Below are 24,182 nucleotides of genomic sequence, written 5' to 3'. Positions count from 1 at the left end.
TTTACTTACTTGTTTGTTAAAACTGCAATCTTAGACAGCAATACGTACCACGCTATGATAGCCGCAAAGCCGCTAACTCCCAAAAGGAGTAACAGAGGAATACATGATATTATGAATATATACTTAATTTCATTACCTTTCCATCCCCAATGCTTGAACTTGAGCGCAAACATAGGTATCTCGGCTATCAGCAGGTAGCAACTTACGAAAGTGCCAAGAAGTATCACCCACACTATTCCATCGAATGCGATATCGTTCTGCTGCAGTCCCAATATAAGGGATCCCCAAAAAAGGGCGTTGGCAGGTGTAGGCAGTCCAATGAATCCCAAAGCCTGACGCTCGTCGAGATTGAACTTAGCAAGACGCAGGGCCGAGAAGGCTGCCATCACGAATGCCAGGAACGGAACAAACGGCAGGTCGATGTGGAATGTGCACAGATAGCTGAACACGATAGCCGATGGAGCGAAACCGAAGGTGATATCATCGGCTAGCGAATCGAGCTCCTTACCGATAGGTGATGAAACGCCCAGCAATCGGGCACTCATGCCATCAAAGAAATCGAATACAGCTCCGATGACGATGAACAGCAGCGCCATCTCGAAATCGCTAAGAAAAGCGAAATATGTAGCGATACAGCCCGAAATAAGGTTGCAGCAGGTTATTGTATTTGGAATATGCTTTTTAATCATTGAACATTGACCATTGAACATTGAACATTGACATTACGCCAACTTAGCGATGACGGTCTGATCGCCTGTGGTGGGCTGATCCATAGTGACACAAGCCTTGGCGGTAATTGGCAGATACACATCCACGCGCGAACCTAACTTAATAAAGCCCAAGTGCTCATCGATGTAGCACTCCTCGCCATCCTTGGCGTAAGTCACGATACGACGCGCCAAAGCACCAGCAATCTGACGCACCAGAATGTCCTGACCATCAGGTGTGGTAATCATGATGTCGGCATGCTCGTTCTCCTCGCTGGCCTTAGGCAGCCAGGCCTTATGATAGTTACCATTGAAGTGCTTTACAAACTTTACCTTTCCGTCAACAGGATACCAGTTGGCATGCACATTGAGCGGACTCATAAAGATAGAGATCATCAATCGCTTATCGTGGAAATAAGTATTCTCCTCAACTTCCTCCACAACTACAATTCTGCCATCAGCAGGAGCTACTACCATTTTTTCTGTATCGCCATTAAAATAGCGAATTGGACAGCGATAGAAGTTTAATGCTATCAGCCATGCGGTAACGAAAACAACAACGAAAATCCAGAAAGGAATTGTTGTCTCAAGTCCATACCACAATAATGATCCTATAAAAAATATAGCCAAGGCACTGAGTGTCAACTCGTTAGTACCTTCACGATGAATTCTGATCTTTTTCAGTTTCTTAATTCTTTCTCCCATTAGTTACAACTCGATTGTTTCTTTCTGGGTGCAAAGGTACATTTTTTTTTCGAGTGTTACAAACTTTTCACGCTTTTCTTTTGGTAATCTCGAAATTTAAGCGTACCTTTGAACCTCAAAATTAAGCATTTCAGACAAAAAAATGGAAGATTTCGTACATCTACACGTACATACATATTATTCGATTCTCGATGGACAATCGAGCATCAAAAAGCTTGTAGACAAAGCTATCGGCGACGGCATGAAAGGCATGGCGATTACCGATCACGGCGACATGTTCGGCATTAAGGAATTCCACGACATCTGTAATGGTGTAAACAAACAGCGCAAGAAAGATGGGCTTGAACCATTCAAACCTATCTTCGGTTGCGAGATGTATGTGGCACGCCGCGGCGACATGATGCTAAAGGAAGGCAAAGAGGACCTTGGTGGCTACCACCTCATTGTGCTCGCCAAGAACCAGAACGGCTACAAGAACCTGATTAAACTGGTTAGTAATTCGTGGGTAGATGGTTTCTACAACCGTCCGCGTACAGACCACAAGCAGCTCGAGAAATATCACGAGGACCTGATTGTGTGCTCGGCTTGTATTGCCGGCGAGGTGCCAGCTAAGATTCTGAAGGGCGATATCGAAGGCGCAAGAAAGTCGATCGAGTGGCATAAGAATCTGTGGGGCGACGACTATTATCTGGAGCTGCAGCGCCACGAGGTGACCGACCCCAGCATCAGAGCCAATCGCGAAACATTCCCACTCCAGCAGCAAGCCAATAAAGTACTGATTGAGTTGGCCAAGGAATATGGTGTGAAGTTAGTATGTACCAACGACGCCCACTTTGTAGATAAGGAGAATGCTGAAGCGCACGACCACCTGTTGTGTCTGGCTACTGGTAAGGACCTCGACGATCCAACCCGTATGCTCTATTCCAAGCAGGAGTGGTTTAAGACGCGCCAGGAGATGAACGACATCTTCAGCGATGTGCCTGAGGCACTGGCTAATACCGTTGAGATATTAGATAAGGTAGAGACCTACAGTCTGGATGCCGACCCTATCATGCCTTTCTTCCCCATCCCGGAGAGTTTCGGTACCGAGGAAGAGTGGCGACAGAAGTTTACCGAGGACGATCTCTATAAAGAGTTCACCTGCGATGAGAATGGCGAGAACCAGCTGTCGCCTGAGAATGGCGAAAAGAAAATCAAGAAATTAGGAGGTTACGACAAGATTTACCGCATCAAGTTCGAAGCCGACTATCTGGCGAAACTGGCCTACGAAGGCGCCACTAAGCGCTATGGCGATCCTCTTTCGAAAGAGGTTGACGACCGTATTCGCTTTGAGCTGCATATCATGAAGACCATGGGTTTCCCTGGTTACTTCCTGATTGTGCAGGACTTTATCAACTCGGCTCGCGACGAATTGGGCGTGATGGTAGGTCCGGGTCGTGGATCGGCCGCTGGTAGCGTGGTAGCCTATTGCTTAGGTATCACCAAGATCGACCCGTTGAAATACGATTTGCTGTTCGAGCGTTTCCTGAATCCTGACCGTATCTCGCTGCCTGATATCGATACCGACTTCGATGATGACGGACGAGGCAAGGTGCTGAAATGGGTAATGGACAAATACGGTCATGAGAACTGTGCCCACATCATCACTTATGCTTCGATGGCTACCAAGAACTCTATTAAGGATGTTGCGCGCGTAGAGAAAGTGCCACTGGCCATATCAAACGCCCTGTGTAAGGCAATCCCCGACAGACTGCCGGATGTGGATGGCAAGACGCCCAAGATGAATCTGACGAATGCCATCAAGGCCGTACCAGAACTGCAGGAAGCAGAGACTTCGACCGACCCACGCATTGCCAACACGATGAAGTACGCCAAGATGCTTGAGGGAACGGTTCGTGGAACTGGTATCCATGCCTGCGGATTCATTATCTGTCGCGACCCGATTAGCGATCACGTGCCCGTATCTACCGCCGATGACCCTGACTTCAAAGGCACCAAGACCAACTGTACACAGTACGATGGCCACGTGATTGAATCGACTGGACTCATCAAGATGGACTTCCTGGGCCTGAAAACCCTGTCGGAGTTGAAGGAGGCTTGTGCCAACATCAAGCGTACACGAGGCATCGATGTGGATCTCGATACTATTCCCATCGACGACCCCAAGACATACGAACTATACCAGAAAGGACGTACCATCGGTACCTTCCAGTTTGAGTCGCAAGGAATGCAGAAATACCTGCGCGAACTGCATCCAACGGTATTCGAGGACCTGATTGCGATGAACGCACTCTATCGCCCAGGACCTATGGACTATATCCCATCATTCATCGCCCGTAAGAACGGCCGCGAGCCCATTACATACGATATCGATTGCATGGAGAAGTACCTGAAGGACACCTATGGCATTACAGTGTACCAGGAGCAGGTGATGTTGCTGAGCCGCCAGTTGGCCGACTTCACACGAGGCGAGAGTGACGCGCTGCGAAAGGCCATGGGTAAGAAGAAGAAGGACATCGTTGACGCCATGAAGCCTAAGTTCATCGATGGCGGTAAGAAGAACGGTCACGACCCGAAGATTCTGGAGAAGATATGGGCCGACTGGGAGAAGTTTGCATCGTATGCGTTCAACAAGTCGCATGCTGCCTGCTACTCATGGGTAGCCTACCAGACAGCCTATCTGAAGGCCAACTACCCTGCCGAATACATGGCTGCCATCATGAGCCGCCGTCGCGACCAGATTACAGAAATCACCAAGCTGATGGACGAATGTAAGCAGATGGGCATAGCCACACTGGGACCAGATGTAAACGAGAGTTACGAGAAGTTCGGTGTGAACCATCATGGTGAAATCCGTTTCGGCTTAGGCGCTATCAAGGGCATGGGCGATTCGGCTGCGCTCGCTATTATCGAAGAGCGCGAGAAGAACGGCCCATATAAGGACATCTATGATTTCGCCCAGCGTGTCAACTACTCATCGGTTAACCGCAAGGCCTTCGAATCGCTCGCACTGAGTGGTGGTTTCGACAGCTTTGGCTTTCGCCGCGAAGATTTCTTTGCCAAGAACCAGAAGGGCGAAACATTTATTGAGACCATTTGTCGCTATGGTCAGCTGTACCAGCAGGAACAGGCCGAGATGAAGAATTCGCTGTTCGGCATGTTTGGAGAGGGCGTAGAGATAGCCCAGCCCCAACCACCCAAGAATGATGTACGCTGGAGCGACATTGAACGACTGAACAAAGAGCGCGAGCTGGTAGGTATCTATCTGTCGGCTCACCCACTCGATGAGTATAAGATTATCCTCGACAACCTCTGCAACACAAAATGTGTCGAATTGGCAGACACCAACAAATTGTCTGACCGCGAGGATGTCATACTGGGTGGTATTGTGACAGGTGTCAAGACAGGCTTCACCAAAACGGGCAAGCCCTATGGTGTTGTCACCATCGAAGATTTCGAGGGTTCAGGCGAACTGTTTATGATGGGCGAGGAATGGGGACAGCGTGCAGGCATGTTCTCGATAGGTGCGTCGGTCTATGTCACAGGAAAGGTACGTCCACGATTCCAGTATAATGAGAATGGTCCGAAAGACCTGAAGATTGGCGGCGTAGAGTTCCTGCAGACCATTAAGGAGCGTGCCATCGACCGTATCACCATCTCGCTGGTTACCGATCAGCTGAACGATCAGATAGTAGCCGACCTGACAGAGCTGATTAACGAGAATCCCGGCACCACGAAGTTGTTCTTCCAGCTCCGTGATTCGCATGGGGGCAACCACGTGTTGCTGCGCAGTAAGCGCGAGGGTGTCAACGTCAAGCACCAGCTGATTGATTACATCGAACAGCACGAGATGCTCTCCTACTCCATCAATTAATGGCATGCTATTTGCAGAAAAAAAAATTATAGTTCACATAGTATTCACATAATTAAACAGAAAAGAACAATGGAAGTAACAATTACAAAAGAAAACTTTGCAAGTTTGAAGGCTGGCGACCAGCCTTTGGTAGTTGATTTCTGGGCTACATGGTGTGGTCCCTGCCGTATGGTGGCTCCCATTATCTCTGAGCTGGCCGAGCAGTACGACGGCAAGATCGTTGTTGGCAAGTGCGACGTTGAGGACAACGAAGATCTGGCTGCAGAGTTTGGTATCCGCAACATTCCTACCATCCTGTTCTTCAAGAACGGCGAAGTAGTAGACAAGATTATCGGCGCTCAGTCGAGAGCTAAGTTTGAAGAGAAATTCGAAGCACTGCTCTAAGCGAACAGTGCTACGCCCCTGATTATCCGACGGTAACTACACGGTTGCCGTCGGCTTTTTCTTCTATCGTTACCTTCACTGCATCCTCAGGCAACACATCCTCTATCAGCTCGGGCCATTCAATGAGACAGAGGCAACCACTGTAGAAGTAATCCTCATAACCCATATCGTAAACCTCCTCGAGTTTCTTGATACGGTAGAAATCAAAGTGATAGATACTCTCACCCTCACCCGATGTATATTCGTTGATGATAGCGAAGGTGGGCGATGTAATCACATCGTCAACGCCCAAAGCTTCGCAGATAGCTTTGATAAATGTTGTTTTTCCGGCTCCCATCTTGCCATAGAAGGCAAACACACGACGATCACCCATCTGGGCGATAAACTCACGGGCAGCTTCCCCGATCTGGTCTAAACTGTTAATCTTGATTTCCATATGCTATTTATCTTTTCTTTCCTGTCAGTGTAATGAGCGGCACAATCATCTCTTCCAAAGAGATGCCTCCATGCTGGAAGGTGTCGCGATAATACGATACATAATAATTGTAGTTGTTGGGATAAGCGAAGAACGCATCGCCCGTAGCAAACACATAACTCGTAGAGAGATTGGGCGAAGGCAGAAGCGCCTTACGTGGGTCCTTGATAATAAAGAGACTCTTGTTCTCATCATATCCTAAGTTCTTGCCCAGCTTGTAGCGCAGATTGGTATTGGTATTGCGATCGCCCACAATCTTCACAGGCTGCGTACAGCGGATACTGCCGTGATCGGTTGTCACAATAACCTTGCAGTCCATCTGTGCCAGCTGACGGAAAAAGCCGCTGATGACAGAATGGCGGAACCACGACAGCGTAATAGAGCGATAGGCACTCTCGTTGTTGGCCAACTCACGCACCATCTTCGACTCTGTTCGCGCATGACTCAGCATATCGATAAAGTTAAACACCACCACATTCAGCGGATTCCTCTCAATCTGGTTCATCTGCTGCATCAGCTTTTCGGCATCAGCCTGGGTATTTATCTTATGATACGAGAATGTCTCTTTACGACGATAGCGCTCCAGCTGGGTGCGGATAAGCGGCTCCTCGTTCAGGTTCTTCCCTTCCTCTTCATCCTCATTCACCCATAAATCAGGGAACATCTCCTGGATTCTATTCGGCATCAGACCACTGAAGATGGCGTTGCGCGCATACTGCGTTGCAGTTGGTAGAATACTGTAATACAAATCCTCATCGACATCGAAATACTCGCTCAGTTCGCCAGAAAGCACACGCCACTGGTCGTAACGGAAGTTATCGAGCACTACGAGGAACACCTTTTCGCCAGCAGAGAGCAGCGGGAACACCTTGGTCTTAAAGATGTCGGGCGAAAGTACAGGCTTATCCATCGACAATTGCCCATTGCCCATCGACAATTGAGATATCCAGTCCAGATAGTTCTTCTTCACGAACTTCGCAAAGCCGTTGTTCGCCTCTTCTTTCTGCATCTGCAGCATCTCCGTCATAGAGCTTTCTGTAGAGCTGAGCTCCAGTTCCCAATGCACCAGACGCTTATACACATCCACCCAGTCGTGCCACGTCCGGCAATCCATGATCTGCATCGCTATCTGCTGGAAGTTCTGCTGATACTGACTTTGTGTAATCTCTGTCTCGATGGCCTTACGGTGAATGTTCTTTTTCAGCGCCAGCAGTATCTGGTTGGGGTTGACGGGTTTTATCAGATAGTCGGCTATCTTCTGTCCGATGGCCTGCTCCATGATGTTCTCCTCTTCGCTTTTGGTAACCATCACCACAGGCATCGACGGACAGATCTCCTTGAGTTGACGCAGGGTTTCGAGTCCGCTGATACCAGGCATCTGCTCATCGAGCAGCACCAGGTCGAAATTGCGCTGACGACATTGCTCTATGGCATCGGTACCGTTGCTAACGGTCACGATATCATAGCCTTTCTTCTCGAGGAACATGATGTGTGCCCTCAGCTGCTCAATCTCGTCGTCTACCCAAAGTAGTAATCCGTTTGTCATATATCTCAATGTTTACCAAAAATCATCATCAAAATCAAATGCCGACTGCTGTTTCTTCTTCGTTGCCGACTTCTGTGGCTCAGCAGGTTTCTCAGGTGCGATATCCTCAATGTCGGGCGCCTCAAGGTTCTCTGGAATAATAAGCAGATTATCCTTGCTCACCTGCATGGGTGCCAACTCGCGCTCGTAGAACTGCTGATACTCGTCGTAGCCGATTCTGACGCCCAGGTACGGTAGGTTTTTCTCACTAACCAGCAAACGCATAGTGCCAGCGATATGGGTGCGAAGAGCCTCGTTGTCATAGAGCATACGGACATATTGTAAAGCCTCATCGAAACTCTGGAAGCCACTCACAATCATACGGTTATAATCACCAGCCTGTTCTACTTCTATCTCGAAGTTGCGCACCAGGAAGTTGGTGAAGTTGTAGCGTGCCAACTCGAACAGCAACTGGTTCTGGTTCACAGAATCGGGATTGTAAACAAGCATGAACATATAGTGGTCGCTGCGGTCTGTGCTCAGCGTGTCGATGGCTGTAGAATCATCAGTCAGCGTTATGTTCTGCTGGCTCCAGAGGTCACCGATCTCGAACTTACCACCATGTAGTGTCCTACCCTCCTGCACACCCTTGATGATCATGCCTGCCAGCTGACTCACCTCACTCTCAGGGTATTTCTCTACCACCTCTTTCAACTGGGTCATACACCCTTCGCCATCGCCTGCATTCAGCCTACTCAGGCCACTGATGAAGATAAACTTGTCGCGATGCGCACCTTGCGGGAAACGGGTAGCCGAGAGGGCGGCATTAGCCTTCACCACCTCAGTCTGGTCAGTCTTAAAGGCATCGTAGGTGGCCACATAGAGCGAGTCTTCTATCTGCTCACCCCAACGGGCGTTTTCAGCATATAGTGAATCGGCAATCAAAAGGGTCCATTCGCTCTCTGGGTATTGTTCCTTCAGCTGGCTCATGCACTCATCGGCTTGCATCGTTCTGCCTTGACGCGAGTAGAGCAACCACAGATGATACCAAACCTCATCATTATGCTCGTAGCCGGGATAATCTGCAGCCAGCCGGCGCAGATAGCGCTCACTGATAGCCAGCCGTTCCATCTTGTCCTTCAGGATGATACCTGCATGGAAGAGACCGTCCTTGATGATATTGTGACAGGCAGCCTGCTGCTCTTCCGTGAATGGTATCTGGGCGAGATAGTACTCACGCTGATGGGGATCGAGGGCTACAGAATCCTGAGGGCCAGAAATGACACTGTCATTGGTCACTATTGTCATGTCGTCAAGAGGCGCAGCCGACAGACTGTCAGTTTCTGCCGACGGCATGCGGACTACCGTCTGGTTGATACGTCGCCAGTTATCTACATTCTCACGCTTTCCCCACATGCGCTGGAAGGTAATCTTACCCTGACTCACAGCTGTGGGGTTATAGAAGTACCACGTGCCCCCCGACTGCTGGGCGCCAGGCATTTGCGGGGCACCCGAAGGGGTGCGTTGGGACGATGATCGATAATCCGATTGCGCCCCAAGCTGCTGTACATCGGCGTTGTTTTCCAACTCGTTATTGCGTGCCTCCTTCTCCCGTTTCTTCAGGGCGTCAATCACACGATCGATGGCCTGATAGCGCTCCTTCTCCGGCATTTGAGCAAGCGCCAGCAGAGAATCCTGCAGATGAATGGCTTCTGTATGTGGTACCAGTTCGTCGAGCACCTTCGAGCGCTGCGACAGCACGTCGTAATCCTTACGTTCCTTGTCGAGCAGTCCGATGGCCTCGCCATAGCAGCGTTTGGCCTCGCTGAACTGTTCGCGCTCCCAGTAAATGTTACCCAACGTCAGGAGCAGTACACCTTTCTCGATACCGTTGCGTGTAGCTTTCATGTTACCCTTCTCATAAGCGGCTATAGCGCTGAGGGTATCGCCTTGAGCCATGTAGATATTGCCAATGGCGTAGTAAACCTGGTCGAGATAGTCGGCATTGTTATCATTGGCGGCCATACGTTTCAGCTTGCCTATCATCTGACGACCGTTGTTCTTAGCCAACACTTCGGTCTGGGCGATACGGGCATTAAACTCCAACTCGTAAGGCGGATGACATCTGACCACATGCTTAAAGGCGCTATAGGCCTGTTGCTGATGGCCTAACAGGTTCTGTATCTGTCCCATCAGATACCATTCGCGCGCACGTTGCAGCTTGCGACGCTCATGCTTGATGACCTTTTGCAGATAAGGCACCGCCTTGTCGTAACTGCCTTCACGGATATAGTAGTTGGCGTAGGTATAGTCCCAATCCTTCACAGCTCGGAAGTCCATCGAGTCGCGACTCATATTGCGTATCACGTCCTCGGCATCGTAGCGCCATCCCAGTTCCGTATAGCTTTTGGCAAGCCAGGCGCGAGCCAGTCCGCTGCGCATAGGATCGCCCTGATACAACCGGGCCATATACGAGAAGGTGGCAGCAGCCTCTTCGAACTGCCCCATCTGGAACTCAGCCTTACCCATCAGCAGCCACGCTTTCCAGAGGAACGGATTCAGTTCGCGTCCTTTCTCCTTGATACTATGGCGCTGGATGGCTTTCTCCATCTTCTCTACCGTTCGCTCGTAGTTCGATTTGCCTATCTCGCGACTGTTTTTATTGGCTACAGGATAGAGTGGCAACAGTTCTGTATAGTTGTCCTTGTTGCCTTTTTCCTTTTCCAGATTGCCATCGAGAAAGGCCATATGACCATTATAATAGGTATTATAGCGCGCATTGAAGGCATGCCACCAACGCGACTTAGCGGTATGCTTATTCTTTTGCGCGAGACAAGGGGCGAAAAAGAAAAATGCGGTTGTAAGAATGATACAAACCTTATTCATCAATCCTTATCGAACTTCCAGTATCTTCCCAGTTTGTTCAGTACGTTCTTATTCTTTTCTGATTCTTCCTTTTTCTTCTTCTGTTTCTGCTCTTCCAACAGACAGTGTATCTTGCAGTCGCCCTCATCGGCAGCTGTACAGGTAGAGCAGTCGTGTCCCTGCTTAATCTCATCGTCGCCCCTGTCAAACCAGTTGGCTATCAGCGCTATCACACCGAGGGCGGCTATCATCGCTACACAAACTAATGCAAACATCATAAGCTCTCAATATTAAATCCAACATATTTCAGGTCGTCCCAGAACTTAGGATACGACTTGGTGACCACCTGCGGATTATTGATAATCAATCCGTTAGTGCGCAAGGCAAAGGGTGCGAAGGCCAGCGCCATACGATGGTCTTCGTAGGTATCGATGCCTGCCTCAAGGTTGGGCTCACAGCGCTCGCCGTCCCAATAGAGCTCGCTATCGTTAGCATCGTGTATCACGTAGCCCAGTTTCCGCATTTCGTTCTTCAAGGCTGCAATACGGTCGGTCTCCTTGATTTTCAGGGTTGAGAGACCCTTGAAGTGAAAGGGGATATCGAGTGCGGCGCAGGTCACCACAAAGGTCTGTGCCAAGTCGGGCGCATTTACAAAGTCGTACTCCAACTTCGATACGCCTCGGCCATTCTTCCTCAGTGTCACCAACTGTGGAATACCCTTCTTCTGGGTTTCAAAAGTAGTCTTTACGCCCAGCAGACTGAAGATATAGCGGGTGGTTGAGTCGCCTTGCATCGAGCCATCCATCAGGCCAGTCAGCTTCACTTCAGCCTCGCGGTCCTTGCTCAGCGCCACCATCTCATACCAATAGCTGGCACCACTCCAGTCGCTCTCTATATAGTAGTCGCGACTCGTGTAGGGTTTGTGGGCCACTGTAATCGTATCTGGTGTGCTCCACTTGGCTTCAGCGCCAAACTCGCCCATCATCCACAGCGTAAGGTCAATGTAGGGGCGCGATATAATGTCGCCTGTGAGCTGAAGCGTCAGACCGTTCTTCAACATAGGGCCAATCATGAGTAGTGCCGAGATGTATTGCGAACTGACGTTGCCTGGAATCTCGAGTACGCCGCCAGCCAGTTTCTTACCAGTAATCTTCAGGGGTGGGAATCCCTCTTCACCCACATATTCGATCTGCGCGCCCAATTTGCGGAGCGCATCGACTAAGATGGCAATGGGGCGATGCTTCATGCGGTCTGTACCTGTTATCACATGGGTGCCACGCATCACGCTCAGGTAGGCCGTCATAAATCGCATGGCGGTACCTGCGGCTTTTATGTTAATCTCGTCGGGCATATATTTCAACGCCTCGATAATCACCTCTGTATCATCGCAATCGCTCAGGTTCTCAGGCAGGTTGCTGCCACCACTAAGGGCATAGATGATCAGGGCACGGTTGGATATGCTTTTTGAGGCTGGCAACTGGATGGTCTGAGCCAAACGTTCAGGTGCCGAGAGTCTATATTGCTTCATTTTTTGTAATTGTCGTTTTCTACGATGCAAAGATACGCATTTTCAGCCACAGAGCGCTCATTTTTACACATTTTATCACATTTTTCCTATTAATGTGTGTTAATCTTTGCGCCGGTTCGCAATCTTTTTGTACTTTTGCAGCCAGAACAACAATTTTAACAAACATCTGTATGAACTACATTAAGACTACTCTACTGTCGGCCCTCATGGGGCTATTGCCTATCGCCACAGCTTCGGCTCAGGGCGAAAAGGTGCTGAGAGAAAAGAATTCCGAGTTTTTCAAATCTGCCGAAGCCCGCCGTGTGGGCGACCAGTTGCTGATATGGCAACGCAATACCGGTGGATGGCCCAAGAACATCGATATGGTGACGCCGCTTACTGACGCCCAGCGCCAACAGGTGTTGGCCGACAAGCAGGTGACTGACGACTCGACCATCGACAACGGTGCTACCACCATGCAGATGACCTTCCTGGCTCGTCTGTGGCAGCAGACCAAGGATGAGCGCTATCGCGAGGCATTCAACAAGGGCGTACGCTATCTGCTGAGTGGTCAGTACGAGAATGGCGGCTGGCCCCAGTTCTGGCCCACCATGCGCAATTACCAGATACACATTACTTATAATGACGACGCGATGGTGAACACGCTGATTATCCTGCGCGAGATACTGAAAGACCGCGAGCCATTTAAGGATCTGAGTGATGCAGAGCTCGACAAGCAGATTGAGAAAGCATATAATAAAGGTATCGACTGCATTCTGAACACACAGATCAAAGTGGGCGACACACTAACCGTATGGTGCCAACAGCACGACCACACCACCCTTGCGCCAGCCAAAGCACGCTCGTACGAGCTGCCATCGTTCTGCTCGATGGAGAGTGCAAGTATCGTGCGTTTCCTGATGAATCTGCCCAACCCCGATGAGCGCGTACGCAAGGCCATACACAGTGCGATGGCGTGGTTCGACAAGCACAAGATTACCGGCTACCGCCTGGAGCGTATCGGCAAGAAGGGCGAGCCTGGTGCCGACACCCGATTGGTGGCCGACGAGAAGGCCGGACCACTGTGGGCCCGATTCTACGATTTGGAGACCTGCCAGCCCTACGTTTGCGACCGCGATGGAGTGCCCCGTAAGCATCTGTGGGAGATTGGTCCTGAGCGCCGAAATGGCTACAGTTGGTACAACGATCGTGCTGAACAACTGTTCGAAAAGTACGAAAAATGGAAAAATAAGTGGGAAAACAAGAAAAAGTAAGCCAAAAATTTGGTAGTTTCAAAAATACTCCGTACCTTTGCACCCGCATTCGACAATGAGGTCGGTGTTAAGCATAGTTTTGATCGGGATTTAGCGCAGTTGGTAGCGCACACGTCTGGGGGGCGCGAGGTCGCTGGTTCGAGTCCAGTAATCCCGACAGGAGGAGCGAGGGAGTCGAAAGATTCCCTCGCTTTTTTCTTTTTCATACGCTTGATGTAGTACCAAAAGTAATCCCCTCCGTGATTGGAGGGGATTAACTATTTTAACGACGGCGGATGTGCAGGATATCGTCCTTGGTGCCGCGAGAGACATAGCCTAACAACTGGCTCACCTCGTTCATCAACTTGGCATTGATAAGCTCGCGCAAACTCACTTCCGTTGGCGTGCGATGTCCTTCGGCATCCTCGTGATAGGCATTCTGGAAGATGCCGTGCGACCAGTTCTCTGTGATTGTAGATACAATTTTTCGCCTGTCGTACTTGATCAGCGTCCAAGGACCGTCAGGATAACCATTATCGTCGCACAAACCGTGAAAACTATGTCCATCCTTGAAACGACCAGTAATATGGCCACTCACCTCACCATCGAAAACCGTCAGCGCCAGGTCTTCGGCAGTATCATCTGTGTTGTTCAGTGACGCATAGATCATATCGCCGCTCAACACGCCACACATGAAGTGCGTCCGCAACTCTTTACGTCCATCGCTATGCTTACAGAACATCGACCAGTAGCCACTCTTAAAATCGTGCTCGTACTCGCCTTCCGCATGCTCATAATTGCCATCCTTGTGATTGCACTCGTAGCGAAACTTGCCATCCAACACATGCCCTTGGGCCGTTGGAATATACACATACTCAGCCGCGCCACGCTCAAACTTACCACGATAGAACTTATGACCAGCAGGAACATTGGTCATTAACCTAGTAAAAAATCTGTTGACACAGTTCATACTGGATCTATTTAATAGAACTTCACAACATCATCGAGAGGCTTGCGCTCTGGGCGGTTTGGCTCTTCAGCACGATAGCCCAGCGAAATAACAGCCATGATAGTCTCGCTCTCAGGGATAGCAAACAACTCACGCAACTGATCGGCATCGCGCATACCCATAATCAGCGTATCGAAGCCCATAGCACGTGCTTTCATAATCAGATAGCAGTTGCTCAGACCATTGTCGTAAGCACCCCAGCCATCGCCAACCTCATTGGTCTGATTGCCTTGGAAGAAGCCCGACCTGCCACGTTCGAAAGTAGAGACGATGAGCACTGGCGCATCCTTGATACGATCCTTGTTGCCACCAACCATATCCTGCACGGCAGCCAGTTTCTCAGGACTGATGGCCACATAGTACTTGGAAGGCTGCTGGTTGGCCCACGATGGTGCCTCCTGTGTTGCCAGCAGCAATTCACGCACCTCGGCCTCAGAAATCTTCTTCGAGGCATCGTAGCTACGCACACTGCGGCGCGAGGTCAGCACTTCATCGAACGACGGCGATGTACCTGCCGACTCTGTATTACTACTGTTACTATTAGAACAACTGGTTAGCGAAAGAAGTGCAATAGCTGCACCAATCAGATAGTTTTTTGTCATAGTTTTAATTTAAAAATCGCTTGCAAATATACACAAAAATATGCTATTCTACAAGATTTTAACAATATTTTTGTACCTTTGCACCATTATGTTACACCTAAGCAAAGAAAGAGACATCATCGCCTTCTCGACCGAGAGAGGCTTTGTAGATATGGATGCACCCTACGACGGGTTCAACATCACCTGGTATACCGACGACAACGAGGAGCATATAGCCAACTGCCGTCACGACCTGTGTCAGATGCTGGAGATTGACGACCAGCATCTGGTACTACCACGACAGGTACACGACACACTGGTGGCCGAGGTAACTGCTGAGAACTTAGGTAGCCGCTTTGAGGGCATCGACGCACTCATCACCACCCTGCCCCGCACCTGCATCGGCGTATCCACAGCCGACTGTGTACCTATATTAATATATGACACGCGCACGCGAGCCATCGCAGCAGCTCATGCGGGCTGGCGAGGTACCGTGGCACACATCGCACAAAAAACCATCGCCCAAATGGCAGAACGCTATGGCTCGCAACCAGAAGACCTCAAGGTGGCGATAGGTCCGAGCATCGGCCCAGAGGCCTTCGAGATAGGCGACGAGGTGTACGAGGCATTTGCCCAAGCCGACTTCGATATGCAGCGCATAGCCTTACGGCGCGAAAAATGGCATATCGACCTGTGGCAGGCCAATGCACTCGACATCCAACAGACGGGCGTGCCCGCCAGCAACATCGAGATAGCAGGCGTATGCACCTACGAGCACTATGACCAGTTCTTCTCGGCACGAAGGCTGGGCATTAAAAGTGGAAGAATTTATACCGGAATCATGATAAAATGAAAGTAAATAGCTAAATTTCCTTTCAGATATTTGGCTGTTTGCACAAAAACACTTACCTTTGCAGCGCCAGTGGATGAAGCCCTGCTTGTTTAAGGGTACCGCTAAAGGCAAGGTAAATTGCATAGGAATATGAAAGTATTGAAATTCGGCGGAACGTCCGTAGGTTCCGTAAAAAGCATTCTCAGCTTGAAAAAAATCGTTGAGACAGAGGCTCGGACGCAACCTGTCGTAGTAGTAGTTAGTGCGCTGGGCGGTATCACCGATAAACTGATTGCCACATCGCAGATGGCCCTGAAGGGAGACGACAAGTGGCGCGAGGAATTCGACGCTATGGTGACACGACATCACCAAATGATCGACACCATCATTACCGATGACAAAAAGCGCGTAGATTTATTCAACAAAGTGGATCAGCTGTTCGACCAGTTGAAGAGCATTTATTATGGCGTATATCTGATTCACGACCTCTCGAAAAAGACAGAAGATGCGATTGTAAGTTACGGCGAGCGCTTATCGTCGAACATCGTGGCCACACTCATTAAGGGTGGCAAGCGCATGAACAGTCGCGACTTTATCCGTACAGAAAAAAAGAACGGCAAGCACCGTCTGGTGGCCGATTTGACCAACCAGCTGGTTCGCGAGGCGTTTAAAGATATGCCCGAGGTAGCTGTGGTGCCTGGCTTTATCAGTAGAGATAAGGACACTAGCGAGACCACTAACCTGGGACGTGGCGGTAGCGATTACACCGCCGCCATCATTGCTGCAGCACTCGACGCCGAGGTGCTGGAGATTTGGACCGACGTGGATGGCTTTATGACCGCCGACCCACGTGTGATTAAGACGGCCTACACCATCAACGAACTGAGCTACATCGAGGCGATGGAGCTGTGTAACTTTGGTGCCAAGGTTATCTATCCCCCAACCATCTACCCCGTTTGCGTAAAAAACATTCCCATTAAGGTTAAGAATACATTCAACCCCGAACACCCGGGCACACTGATTAAGGATCATATCGAGAACGATCAGAAGCCTATTAAGGGTATCAGCAGTATTAAGGGTACTACCCTGATTACCGTTACGGGACTGTCGATGGTAGGTGTGATTGGTGTGAACCGACGCATTTTCACCACGCTGGCCAACAAGGGTATCAGTGTGTTCATGGTATCGCAGGCATCATCAGAGAACTCAACCTCAATCGGTGTGCGCGACGAGGATGCAAACGATGCTGTAGAGGTGCTGAACGACGAGTTTGCCAAGGAGATTGAGACGGGCGCCATGTTCCCCATGCACGCCGAGAGCGGACTGGCCACCATCGCCATCGTAGGTGAGAACATGAAGCATACACCAGGTATCGCAGGAAAACTGTTTGGCACATTAGGTCGCAGTGGTATCAGCGTGATTGCCTGTGCACAGGGTGCTTCGGAGACGAACATCTCGTTTGTTGTGGATGGCAAGTTCCTGCGCAAGTCGCTCAACGTACTCCACGACTCGTTCTTCCTCTCGGAATACAAGGTACTCAACTTGTTTATCTGCGGTGTGGGCACCGTGGGTGGCAAGCTGATTGAGCAGATTCGCAGTCAGTACGAAACACTGATGCAGCGTAACGGTCTAAAGCTGAACGTGGTGGGTATCGCCTCGTCGAAGGCTGGCATCTACGACCGCGATGGCATCGACCTTGAGAACTATCGTGAACTGCTGAAGGCTCCCGAGGCACAGGGCAAGAACCTGCGCGACGAGGTGATTGGCATGAACATTTTTAATAGCGTGTTTGTAGATTGTACCGCCAGCAAGGATATTGCTGCGCTGTACCAATCGTTCTTAGAGCATAACATCAGCGTGATTGCAGCCAACAAACTGGCGGCTTCGAGCGATTACGCCAACTATATGAAACTGAAGAAGACGGCTCGCGACCGAGGTGTCTGGTTCCGTTACGAAACCAACGTGGGCGCCGGACTGCCTATCATCGGCACCATCAACGACCTGCGAAACTCGGGCGATAAAATCCTGAAAATCGAGGCTGTGCTGAGTGGTACGCTGAACTTCATCTTCAACGAGATAGCTGCCGACGTGCCCTTCTCGGAGACAGTACGACGTGCCAAGGAGCAGGGCTACAGCGAGCCCGATCCACGTATCGACCTGAGTGGTACCGACGTGATTCGCAAACTGGTGATTCTAACCCGCGAGGCCGGCTATCAGGTGGAACAGGCCGATGTAGAGAAGCATCTGTTTGTGCCCAATGAATACTTTGAGGGTACGGTTGACGACTTCTGGAAGAAGTTGCCTGAGCTGGATGCCGACTTTGAGGCACGACGCCAGAAGCTGGATGCCGAAGGCAAGCGTTGGCGCTTTGTAGCCACAATGGAAGACGGCAAGACCAACGTAGCTCTGCGCGAGGTGGATATCAACCATCCGTTCTACCGTCTGGAGGGCTCAAACAACATTGTGCTGCTAACCACAGAGCGCTACAAGGAGTACCCCATGCTCATTCAAGGCTATGGTGCCGGTGCCAGCGTAACAGCAGCAGGTGTCTTCGCAAACATCATGTCAATCGCTAATATTTAAAAGCTATGAAACACATTATTATCTTAGGAGACGGAATGGCTGACCTGCCAGTAGAACGACTGGGAGGAAAGACATTACTACAATATGCCAACAAACCCATGATGGACCAGTTGGCAAAAGAAGGACGCTGCGGCCGACTGATAACCGTGCCCGAGGGATTTCCTCCTGGCAGCGAGGTGGCCAACACCGCCATCTTAGGTTACGACCTGAATAAGGTGTACGAGGGTCGCGGACCATTGGAGGCTGCCTCGATAGGTTATGAGATGGCCGACGACGACCTGGCCTTACGTTGCAACATCATCAATCTGCAGGATGGAAAGATCATCACACACAACGGTGGTAATCTGGAAACAGATGATGCCCGATTGCTGATCGACTATCTGAACGAAACCCTGGCCAAGCCCATCAACGAGAGTCTAGGCTGCGAACGCGTAAAATTTATCACTGGCATACAGTATCGTCACCTGCTGGTAATCAAGGGCGGCAACAAGCACATTACTTGCGCCCCACCCCACGACCATCCTAACGAGGAGTGGCGCCCACTGCTGGTAAAAGCTGATATTCCTGAAGCACAGGAGACAGCCGACCTGCTGAACGAACTTATCTTGAAATCGCAGGAGCTGCTGCCCAAGCACCCTTATAATCAGGCTAAGGTCGCTAAAGGCGAACGACAGGCTAACAGCATCTGGCCTTGGAGCGGTGGTTATCGTCCGTCGATGGAAACGCTGATGCAGCAGTATCCCGACATCAAATCGGGTACAGTGATTTCGGCTGTAGACTTGATTCGTGGCATTGGTCACTATGCAGGCTTGAGAATTGTGGAAGTGGAAGGGGCTACCGGACTCGCCGACACCAACTACGAGGGTAAGGCTAAGGCGGCTATCGAGGCGTTGGAGCACGACGACTTTGTGTTTGTACATGTTGAAGCCAGCGACGAAGCCGGACACGACGGCGATCTGGAGCTGAAGCTCAAAACCATCGAGTATCTCGACCAACGACTCATCAAGCCCATCTACGAGCACATCCTTAAGATGAACGAGCCCGTATGTATGGCAGTGCTGCCCGACCACCTGACACCTGTTGAGATGCGCATACACGTAGGACAGCCCGTGCCATTCTTGATTTGGCACAAAGGCATCGAGCCCGACGAGGTTCAGCAATACGACGAAGTGAGCTGCGTATCAGGCAGTTACGGTCTCTTGAAGCTTAACGAATTCATGCAAGCCCTGATGACCGAAAAATAAAGTTCCGCTCGGCTATGCCGCTTTTACAAAGGCGGAACGCCGACTAAAAGAATGTTCAAAGATCAAAGTTAAAAGTATGAAATATTACAGCACCAACGGCAAGGCTCCTATTGCCGACCTGCACAAAGCAGTAGTAAAGGGACTGGCAGAAGATCGCGGACTGTATATGCCCGAGCGTATCAACAAGCTGCCCCAGGAGTTTTTCGATAATATCGAAAAGATGAGTTTTCAGGAGATTGCCTACACCGTAGCCAGCGCTTTCTTTGGCGAAGATGTAGATCCTGATGCCCTGCATGATATCGTGTACGACACCTTGGCATTCGATTGTCCTGTGGTGAACGTTAAGGATAATATCTATACTCTGGAGCTGTTCCATGGTCCTACACTCGCCTTTAAGGATGTTGGCGCCCGCTTTATGGCGCGCTTGCTGCAGTACTTTATTAAGCAGGAGGAAGGGCATAAGGAGGTAAACGTGCTGGTGGCTACCAGCGGCGATACAGGTTCGGCTGTAGCCAATGGATTCTTGGGGGTTGAGGGTATCCACGTGTATGTGCTCTATCCCAAAGGCAAGGTAAGTCCAATACAGGAGTGCCAGTTTACTACACTGGGCAAGAACATCACAGCCATCGAGGTGGATGGTGTGTTCGACGACTGTCAGGCATTAGTAAAAAATGCCTTTATGGATGCTGAGCTGAACGCGCACATGAAGCTGACATCGGCTAACTCAATCAATGTGGCTCGTTTCCTGCCCCAGGCATTCTACTACTTTAATGCCTACGCCCGCATGAAGGAGCAAGGTAAGGCCGATAATTTGGTGATATGTGTTCCGAGTGGTAATTTTGGAAACATCTGTGCAGCGCTGTTCGGACATGAAATGGGACTGCCCATCAAGCGATTCATTGCTGCCAACAACGCCAACGATATCTTCTATAAGTATCTGCAGACAGGCAAATACGAGCCCAAACCATCGAAGCAGACACTCGCTAACGCAATGGACGTAGGCAATCCTTCGAACTTTGCCCGTATCTACGACCTGTATGGCAAGAGTCACGAGAAGATCAGCGCGCTGATCAGCGGTGCTACCTATAGCGACGAACAGATTCGCGAAACCATGCGCGAGTGCTACAAGGCTTCGGGCTATATCCTTGATCCTCATGGTGCTTGCGGCTATCAGGCTTTGGCCGACGGACTGCAGCCTGACGAGGTTGGTGTGTTCTGCGAAACAGCCCACCCTGCTAAGTTCAAGGAGAAGGTTGATGAGATTCTGGGTATCGATGTAGCTATACCCGAGCGCTTAGCCGCCTTCATGCGTGGTGAGAAGCAAAGCGTCCCCATGACAAAGGACTTCGCAGACTTTAAAGATTATCTCATGCATCAATAATTCAGCAACGGACAATAGGACTAACAAGACGGATTAATCCTAAAAACTAATCTTTAAGTCGTGTAGCCGTTGCAAAAAAATTATAGAGAATCGAGGCGGTCAGAGTACAATTCTCTGGCCGCTTCGTCTCTTTCATCATCCGTCATATCGATAAGCGGATGAATGTCGATCTCATCGAGATTGATACCGATGCGGTCCATGTTCTGATTGGTATAAGTGAGCTGCGCACCAAACAAGCAGATGGTCCACGAAATCTGTACCCAAAGCATGAACAAGGGCAACGCAGCAAACGAACCGTAGATAGCGTTATAGCCAGTCACCCAAATCTGCGAGTGGATATAGAACAACTGTAGCAGCTGCATGGCAACACCCGACAGGATACCTGGCACAATGGCGCTCTTAAACTTGACATTGGTATTGGGCATATACACATACAGTATTACAAAGAGCATCGACAACAGCAGATAAGGCGAGAAATCGAGTAATCTACTCACCGCCGAGCCCAAAATCAAAAGGCCTTCCATGTGTTTCGCCACCGTGGCCATAAAGATGGAAAGACCCATCGACACCACAATAATAATGGGGAATACAAAGAACATGGCCAAATAGTTTGTAAGCGAACGGATAAGCGGACGCGAATTGCTCACCTGCCATATCTGATTGAACGTTTCCTCCACATTGTTAACCAGCATCAAAACCGTATAGAGCATGAAGATCAAACCCACACCTAAGAAGATACCACTCTGCGTATGAATCAGGTAGCTGTTCACAAAGTCGGTCAGGATATCAGCCACCTGAGGCTGCGACGACAGCGCATCGCGAAACCATATCTCAATATACTTGTTATAACCGAATCCACGCGCAATGGCAAAAATCACAGCCAAGATAGGCACTATGGCCAGCAACGTAGAATAAGTAAGGGCCGACGCCTGCGTCATCACTCGTTTCGTGGTAAAGAAACGAATGGTGAGAATCAGCGTACGATATATCTGGTTTATCTTCATATGATCGAAAAAAAAGCACTGCACCTATAAGCCGGGTTCTGTACCATGCAAGCATGGCGTTTGTCATTTATCTAGTCCATAAGTCACCTCATGGCTCAAGCGTTCTACCCTCCATCGTGTAAGAACTCGGGCGGGCAACCCTCAGACGACGGTTTACATGAACTTGCAGCCCCCAGTCGGCACAGCCCAACGATCACCCGCTGGCTGGTGGTCTCTTACACCACCTTCTCACCCTTACCTTGCGGCGGTAATTTTCTTCTGCCGGCACCTACTGTCACCAATAGCTTCTACTTTCAGAAGTGGAGCGCCCTATGCTGCCCGGACTTTCCTCTCGCGCGACCTTTCAGAAGCGCCAGCGACAAACCGTTGCAGTGCGTTTTCTGCCTGCAAAGATACTCATATTTTCGCAAATTCAAGAAGAATCTGCATAAAATAATTGATATAATTAAAAATATGTAACTAAAATCATAACAAATCCTTAATTTTGTCAGTAATTTAAGATTTAAAGTGTTAATCGCAAATGCGCGTTAAGCATGTGGGGCGAATTGTTAAAATGGGACAAATCTTTGCGACATTTTGTCAGTATTCCAAATAATGCACTTATTTTTGCACCATCAAAACGTGAAAGGAAACTGGATTGTAGAATTTAAAACTTAAAAAAATGAATGAGAATATGAAAAAAATCGTAAATGTAGCAACACCTGCCGTTTGTGCAGTTGCTTTGACGCTTTCAGTAGTTGCATTCGCTAAAACCAATGCCGCTACTGCTCCCGCTCCTATTATGACATCAACAACAGCTGCTCCTGCCGGACAGCCTGTAGACCTGACTTATGCTGCCGAAAAGGCCCTGCCATCGGTAGTATACATCAAATCGGTACAAAACTCAAAGATTCAGACCGTTGAGTATAGTGATCCATTCGAGGACTTCTTCTCTAATCCCTTTGGCGGATTCTTCGGACAGGGTCAGGGTAACAACGGGCGCCGTCAGCGTCAGGTGCAGACACCTAAGCGTGCTGCAGCCGGTTCGGGCGTTATCATCTCTGCCGACGGTTATATTGTCACCAACAACCACGTAGTTGACGGAGCCGACGAGCTGACAGTTAGCCTGAACGAGGGTTCGAAGGAATACTCAGCTCGTGTCATCGGTGCCGACAAGACCACCGACCTGGCACTCATCAAAATCGACGGCAAGAACTTGCCCGCCATCGTAATTGCCAATAGCGACAATGTCAAGGTGGGTGAATGGGTTCTCGCTGTAGGTAACCCACTCGGCCTGAACAATACCGTTACAGCAGGTATTATCTCAGCAAAAGCACGTACACTGGGCGCTAACGGTGTCGAGAGTTTTATCCAGACCGATGCCGCTATCAACCAAGGTAACTCTGGTGGTGCACTGGTTAACACCCGCGGTGAGCTGGTAGGTATCAATGCCATGCTGGCATCACCCACAGGTTCGAATATCGGCTACGGTTTCGCCATCCCAACAGCAATTATGAATAAGGTGGTTGAGGACCTGAAGCAGTATGGTAACGTACAGCGCGCTATGATCGGTATTCAGGGTACAGACGTGAAGACCTACGTTGACGCCGAGAAAGACAAGGATAAGGAAGTTGACTTAGGCACCATGGAGGGTATCTATGTAGCCAAGGTTGTAGAGGACGGTGCTGCAGAGGCTGCCGGACTGAAGGAAGGCGACGTCATCACCGTCATCGACGGACAGAAAGTTACCAAGTTCGGTGAATTGCAGGGAATCCTGGCCAAGAAACGTCCTGGTGACAAGATCAACATCACCTATCTGCGCAATAAGAAGAACCACAGCGCTACCTTGACACTGAAAAACGAGCAGGGCACCACTAAGGTAGTGAAGAACGCTGATACCGACGTACTGGGAGCTGACTTCCGTCCTGTTACCGAAGCCCAGAAGAAGCAGTTGGAAATCAACTACGGTCTGGAGGTAATCAAGGTCAACGGTGGTAAGATGAAGGAGGCCGGTGTACCTAAGGGATTCATCATCCAGCGCGTGAACGATGTTCCTATGAAGACCTTCGACGACCTGCAGAACGCAGTAAAGGAGGCCAACAACTCGAAGGACCAGATGCTCGTTATCCGTGGTATCTTCCCAACAGGTAAAAAAGGTGGTTTCGTAGTATATCTGCAGAGCGAATAATACAAAATCGATAAAAAAGAGCCACGAATGATGAAAATTCGTGGCTTTTTTTTGGTCAATTCAGGAAAAAGCCTTACTTTTGCGCT

18 protein-coding genes, 1 tRNA gene and 1 other RNA gene are annotated in these 24,182 nt (G+C 49.7%); 9 read left to right on the top strand and 11 right to left on the bottom strand.

The annotated features are described in order from the left end of the window. Positions 1-5: 5 nt before the first annotated feature. Positions 6-689 carry a phosphatidylcholine/phosphatidylserine synthase gene (locus T491_RS0110335; protein ID WP_036915916.1) on the bottom strand — a complete coding sequence of 228 codons (684 nt, stop codon included), beginning with the start codon at positions 687-689 and terminating at the stop codon, positions 6-8. Positions 690-722: 33 nt separating this feature from the next. Then, positions 723-1,412 (bottom strand): phosphatidylserine decarboxylase family protein, encoded by a 690-nt coding sequence (locus T491_RS0110330; RefSeq protein WP_028903817.1) that lies wholly within the window; start codon positions 1,410-1,412, stop codon positions 723-725. Positions 1,413-1,554: 142 nt separating this feature from the next. Here T491_RS0110330 and dnaE point away from each other — a divergent pair, with 142 nt between their 5' ends. Then, positions 1,555-5,286, top strand: a complete 3,732-nt coding sequence (gene dnaE, locus T491_RS0110325) for a DNA polymerase III subunit alpha (RefSeq protein WP_028903816.1) — start codon at positions 1,555-1,557, stop codon at positions 5,284-5,286. Positions 5,287-5,355: 69 nt separating this feature from the next. Then, on the top strand, positions 5,356-5,670 hold the full coding sequence (gene trxA, locus T491_RS0110320; RefSeq protein WP_028903815.1) for a thioredoxin: 315 nt from the start codon (positions 5,356-5,358) through the stop codon (positions 5,668-5,670). A gap of 22 nt (positions 5,671-5,692) precedes the next feature. Here the strand turns inward: trxA and tsaE are convergent, their stop codons facing one another. Genes tsaE through aroA form a run of 5 tightly spaced genes read right to left on the bottom strand, consistent with a single transcriptional unit; the run spans position 5,693 to position 12,063 of the window. Further along, complete coding sequence (tsaE, locus tag T491_RS0110315) at positions 5,693-6,106, bottom strand: tRNA (adenosine(37)-N6)-threonylcarbamoyltransferase complex ATPase subunit type 1 TsaE (RefSeq protein WP_028903814.1); 414 nt, start codon at positions 6,104-6,106, stop codon at positions 5,693-5,695. 7 nt (positions 6,107-6,113) lie between these two features. Continuing rightward, positions 6,114-7,691 (bottom strand): bifunctional response regulator/alkaline phosphatase family protein, encoded by a 1,578-nt coding sequence (locus tag T491_RS0110310; RefSeq protein WP_028903813.1) that lies wholly within the window; start codon positions 7,689-7,691, stop codon positions 6,114-6,116. Positions 7,692-7,703: 12 nt separating this feature from the next. After that, positions 7,704-10,556, bottom strand: a complete 2,853-nt coding sequence (locus tag T491_RS16295) for a tetratricopeptide repeat protein (protein WP_081773339.1) — start codon at positions 10,554-10,556, stop codon at positions 7,704-7,706. Continuing rightward, the gene (locus T491_RS0110300; RefSeq protein WP_155950103.1) at positions 10,556-10,813 is read right to left on the bottom strand and encodes a hypothetical protein; all 258 of its coding nucleotides are present in this window, start codon (positions 10,811-10,813) and stop codon (positions 10,556-10,558) included. The genes T491_RS16295 and T491_RS0110300 overlap by 1 nt, the downstream gene beginning before the upstream one ends. Continuing rightward, the gene (aroA, locus tag T491_RS0110295; RefSeq protein WP_028903811.1) at positions 10,810-12,063 is read right to left on the bottom strand and encodes a 3-phosphoshikimate 1-carboxyvinyltransferase; all 1,254 of its coding nucleotides are present in this window, start codon (positions 12,061-12,063) and stop codon (positions 10,810-10,812) included. Before aroA ends, T491_RS0110300 begins: the two co-directional genes overlap by 4 nt. Before the next feature lie 170 nt (positions 12,064-12,233). On the opposite strand from aroA, the gene pelA reads away from it, so the two are divergent. Then, positions 12,234-13,316, top strand: a complete 1,083-nt coding sequence (gene pelA / locus T491_RS0110290; RefSeq protein ID WP_028903810.1) for a pectate lyase — start codon at positions 12,234-12,236, stop codon at positions 13,314-13,316. Positions 13,317-13,400: 84 nt separating this feature from the next. Beyond that, a tRNA-Pro gene (locus T491_RS0110285) sits at positions 13,401-13,473 on the top strand. Positions 13,474-13,578: 105 nt separating this feature from the next. Here the strand turns inward: T491_RS0110285 and T491_RS0110280 are convergent. After that, positions 13,579-14,232, bottom strand: coding sequence for a hypothetical protein (locus T491_RS0110280; protein WP_028903809.1), 654 nt, complete (start codon positions 14,230-14,232; stop codon positions 13,579-13,581). A 44-nt stretch (positions 14,233-14,276) separates the two neighbouring features. Then, entirely contained in the window at positions 14,277-14,906 is a 630-nt protein-coding gene (locus T491_RS0110275; RefSeq protein WP_051523111.1) for a nitroreductase family protein, read from the bottom strand. An 88-nt stretch (positions 14,907-14,994) separates the two neighbouring features. Here T491_RS0110275 and pgeF point away from each other — a divergent pair, with 88 nt between their 5' ends. From pgeF to thrC, 4 genes are all read left to right on the top strand, one after another. After that, positions 14,995-15,738 (top strand): peptidoglycan editing factor PgeF, encoded by a 744-nt coding sequence (pgeF, locus tag T491_RS0110270; RefSeq protein WP_051523110.1) that lies wholly within the window; start codon positions 14,995-14,997, stop codon positions 15,736-15,738. Positions 15,739-15,867: 129 nt separating this feature from the next. Next, positions 15,868-18,300, top strand: a complete 2,433-nt coding sequence (thrA, locus tag T491_RS0110265; RefSeq protein WP_028903806.1) for a bifunctional aspartate kinase/homoserine dehydrogenase I — start codon at positions 15,868-15,870, stop codon at positions 18,298-18,300. Positions 18,301-18,305: 5 nt separating this feature from the next. Then, complete coding sequence (locus tag T491_RS0110260; protein ID WP_028903805.1) at positions 18,306-19,544, top strand: cofactor-independent phosphoglycerate mutase; 1,239 nt, start codon at positions 18,306-18,308, stop codon at positions 19,542-19,544. Positions 19,545-19,620: 76 nt separating this feature from the next. Continuing rightward, positions 19,621-20,925 carry a threonine synthase gene (gene thrC / locus T491_RS0110255; RefSeq protein ID WP_028903804.1) on the top strand — a complete coding sequence of 435 codons (1,305 nt, stop codon included), beginning with the start codon at positions 19,621-19,623 and terminating at the stop codon, positions 20,923-20,925. A gap of 80 nt (positions 20,926-21,005) precedes the next feature. Here thrC and T491_RS16290 read toward each other — a convergent pair whose 3' ends face one another. After that, on the bottom strand, positions 21,006-21,929 hold the full coding sequence (locus tag T491_RS16290) for a YihY/virulence factor BrkB family protein (protein WP_051523109.1): 924 nt from the start codon (positions 21,927-21,929) through the stop codon (positions 21,006-21,008). Between the two features lie 11 nt (positions 21,930-21,940). Continuing rightward, an RNA gene (gene rnpB / locus T491_RS17120) (RNase P RNA component class A) lies at positions 21,941-22,304 on the bottom strand. Between the two features lie 298 nt (positions 22,305-22,602). Between rnpB and T491_RS0110245 the strand changes: the two genes are divergently transcribed. Further along, positions 22,603-24,096: a trypsin-like peptidase domain-containing protein gene (locus tag T491_RS0110245; protein ID WP_028903803.1), complete on the top strand. Its 1,494-nt coding sequence runs from the start codon at positions 22,603-22,605 to the stop codon at positions 24,094-24,096. Positions 24,097-24,182 lie beyond the last annotated feature (86 nt).

It is taken from the genome of Prevotella sp. P6B4 (assembly GCF_000619985.1).
Lineage (GTDB): Bacteria > Bacteroidota > Bacteroidia > Bacteroidales > Bacteroidaceae > Prevotella.
Note: the sequence above shows the minus strand (reverse complement) of the source record. Positions and strands in the feature narration are given on the sequence as shown.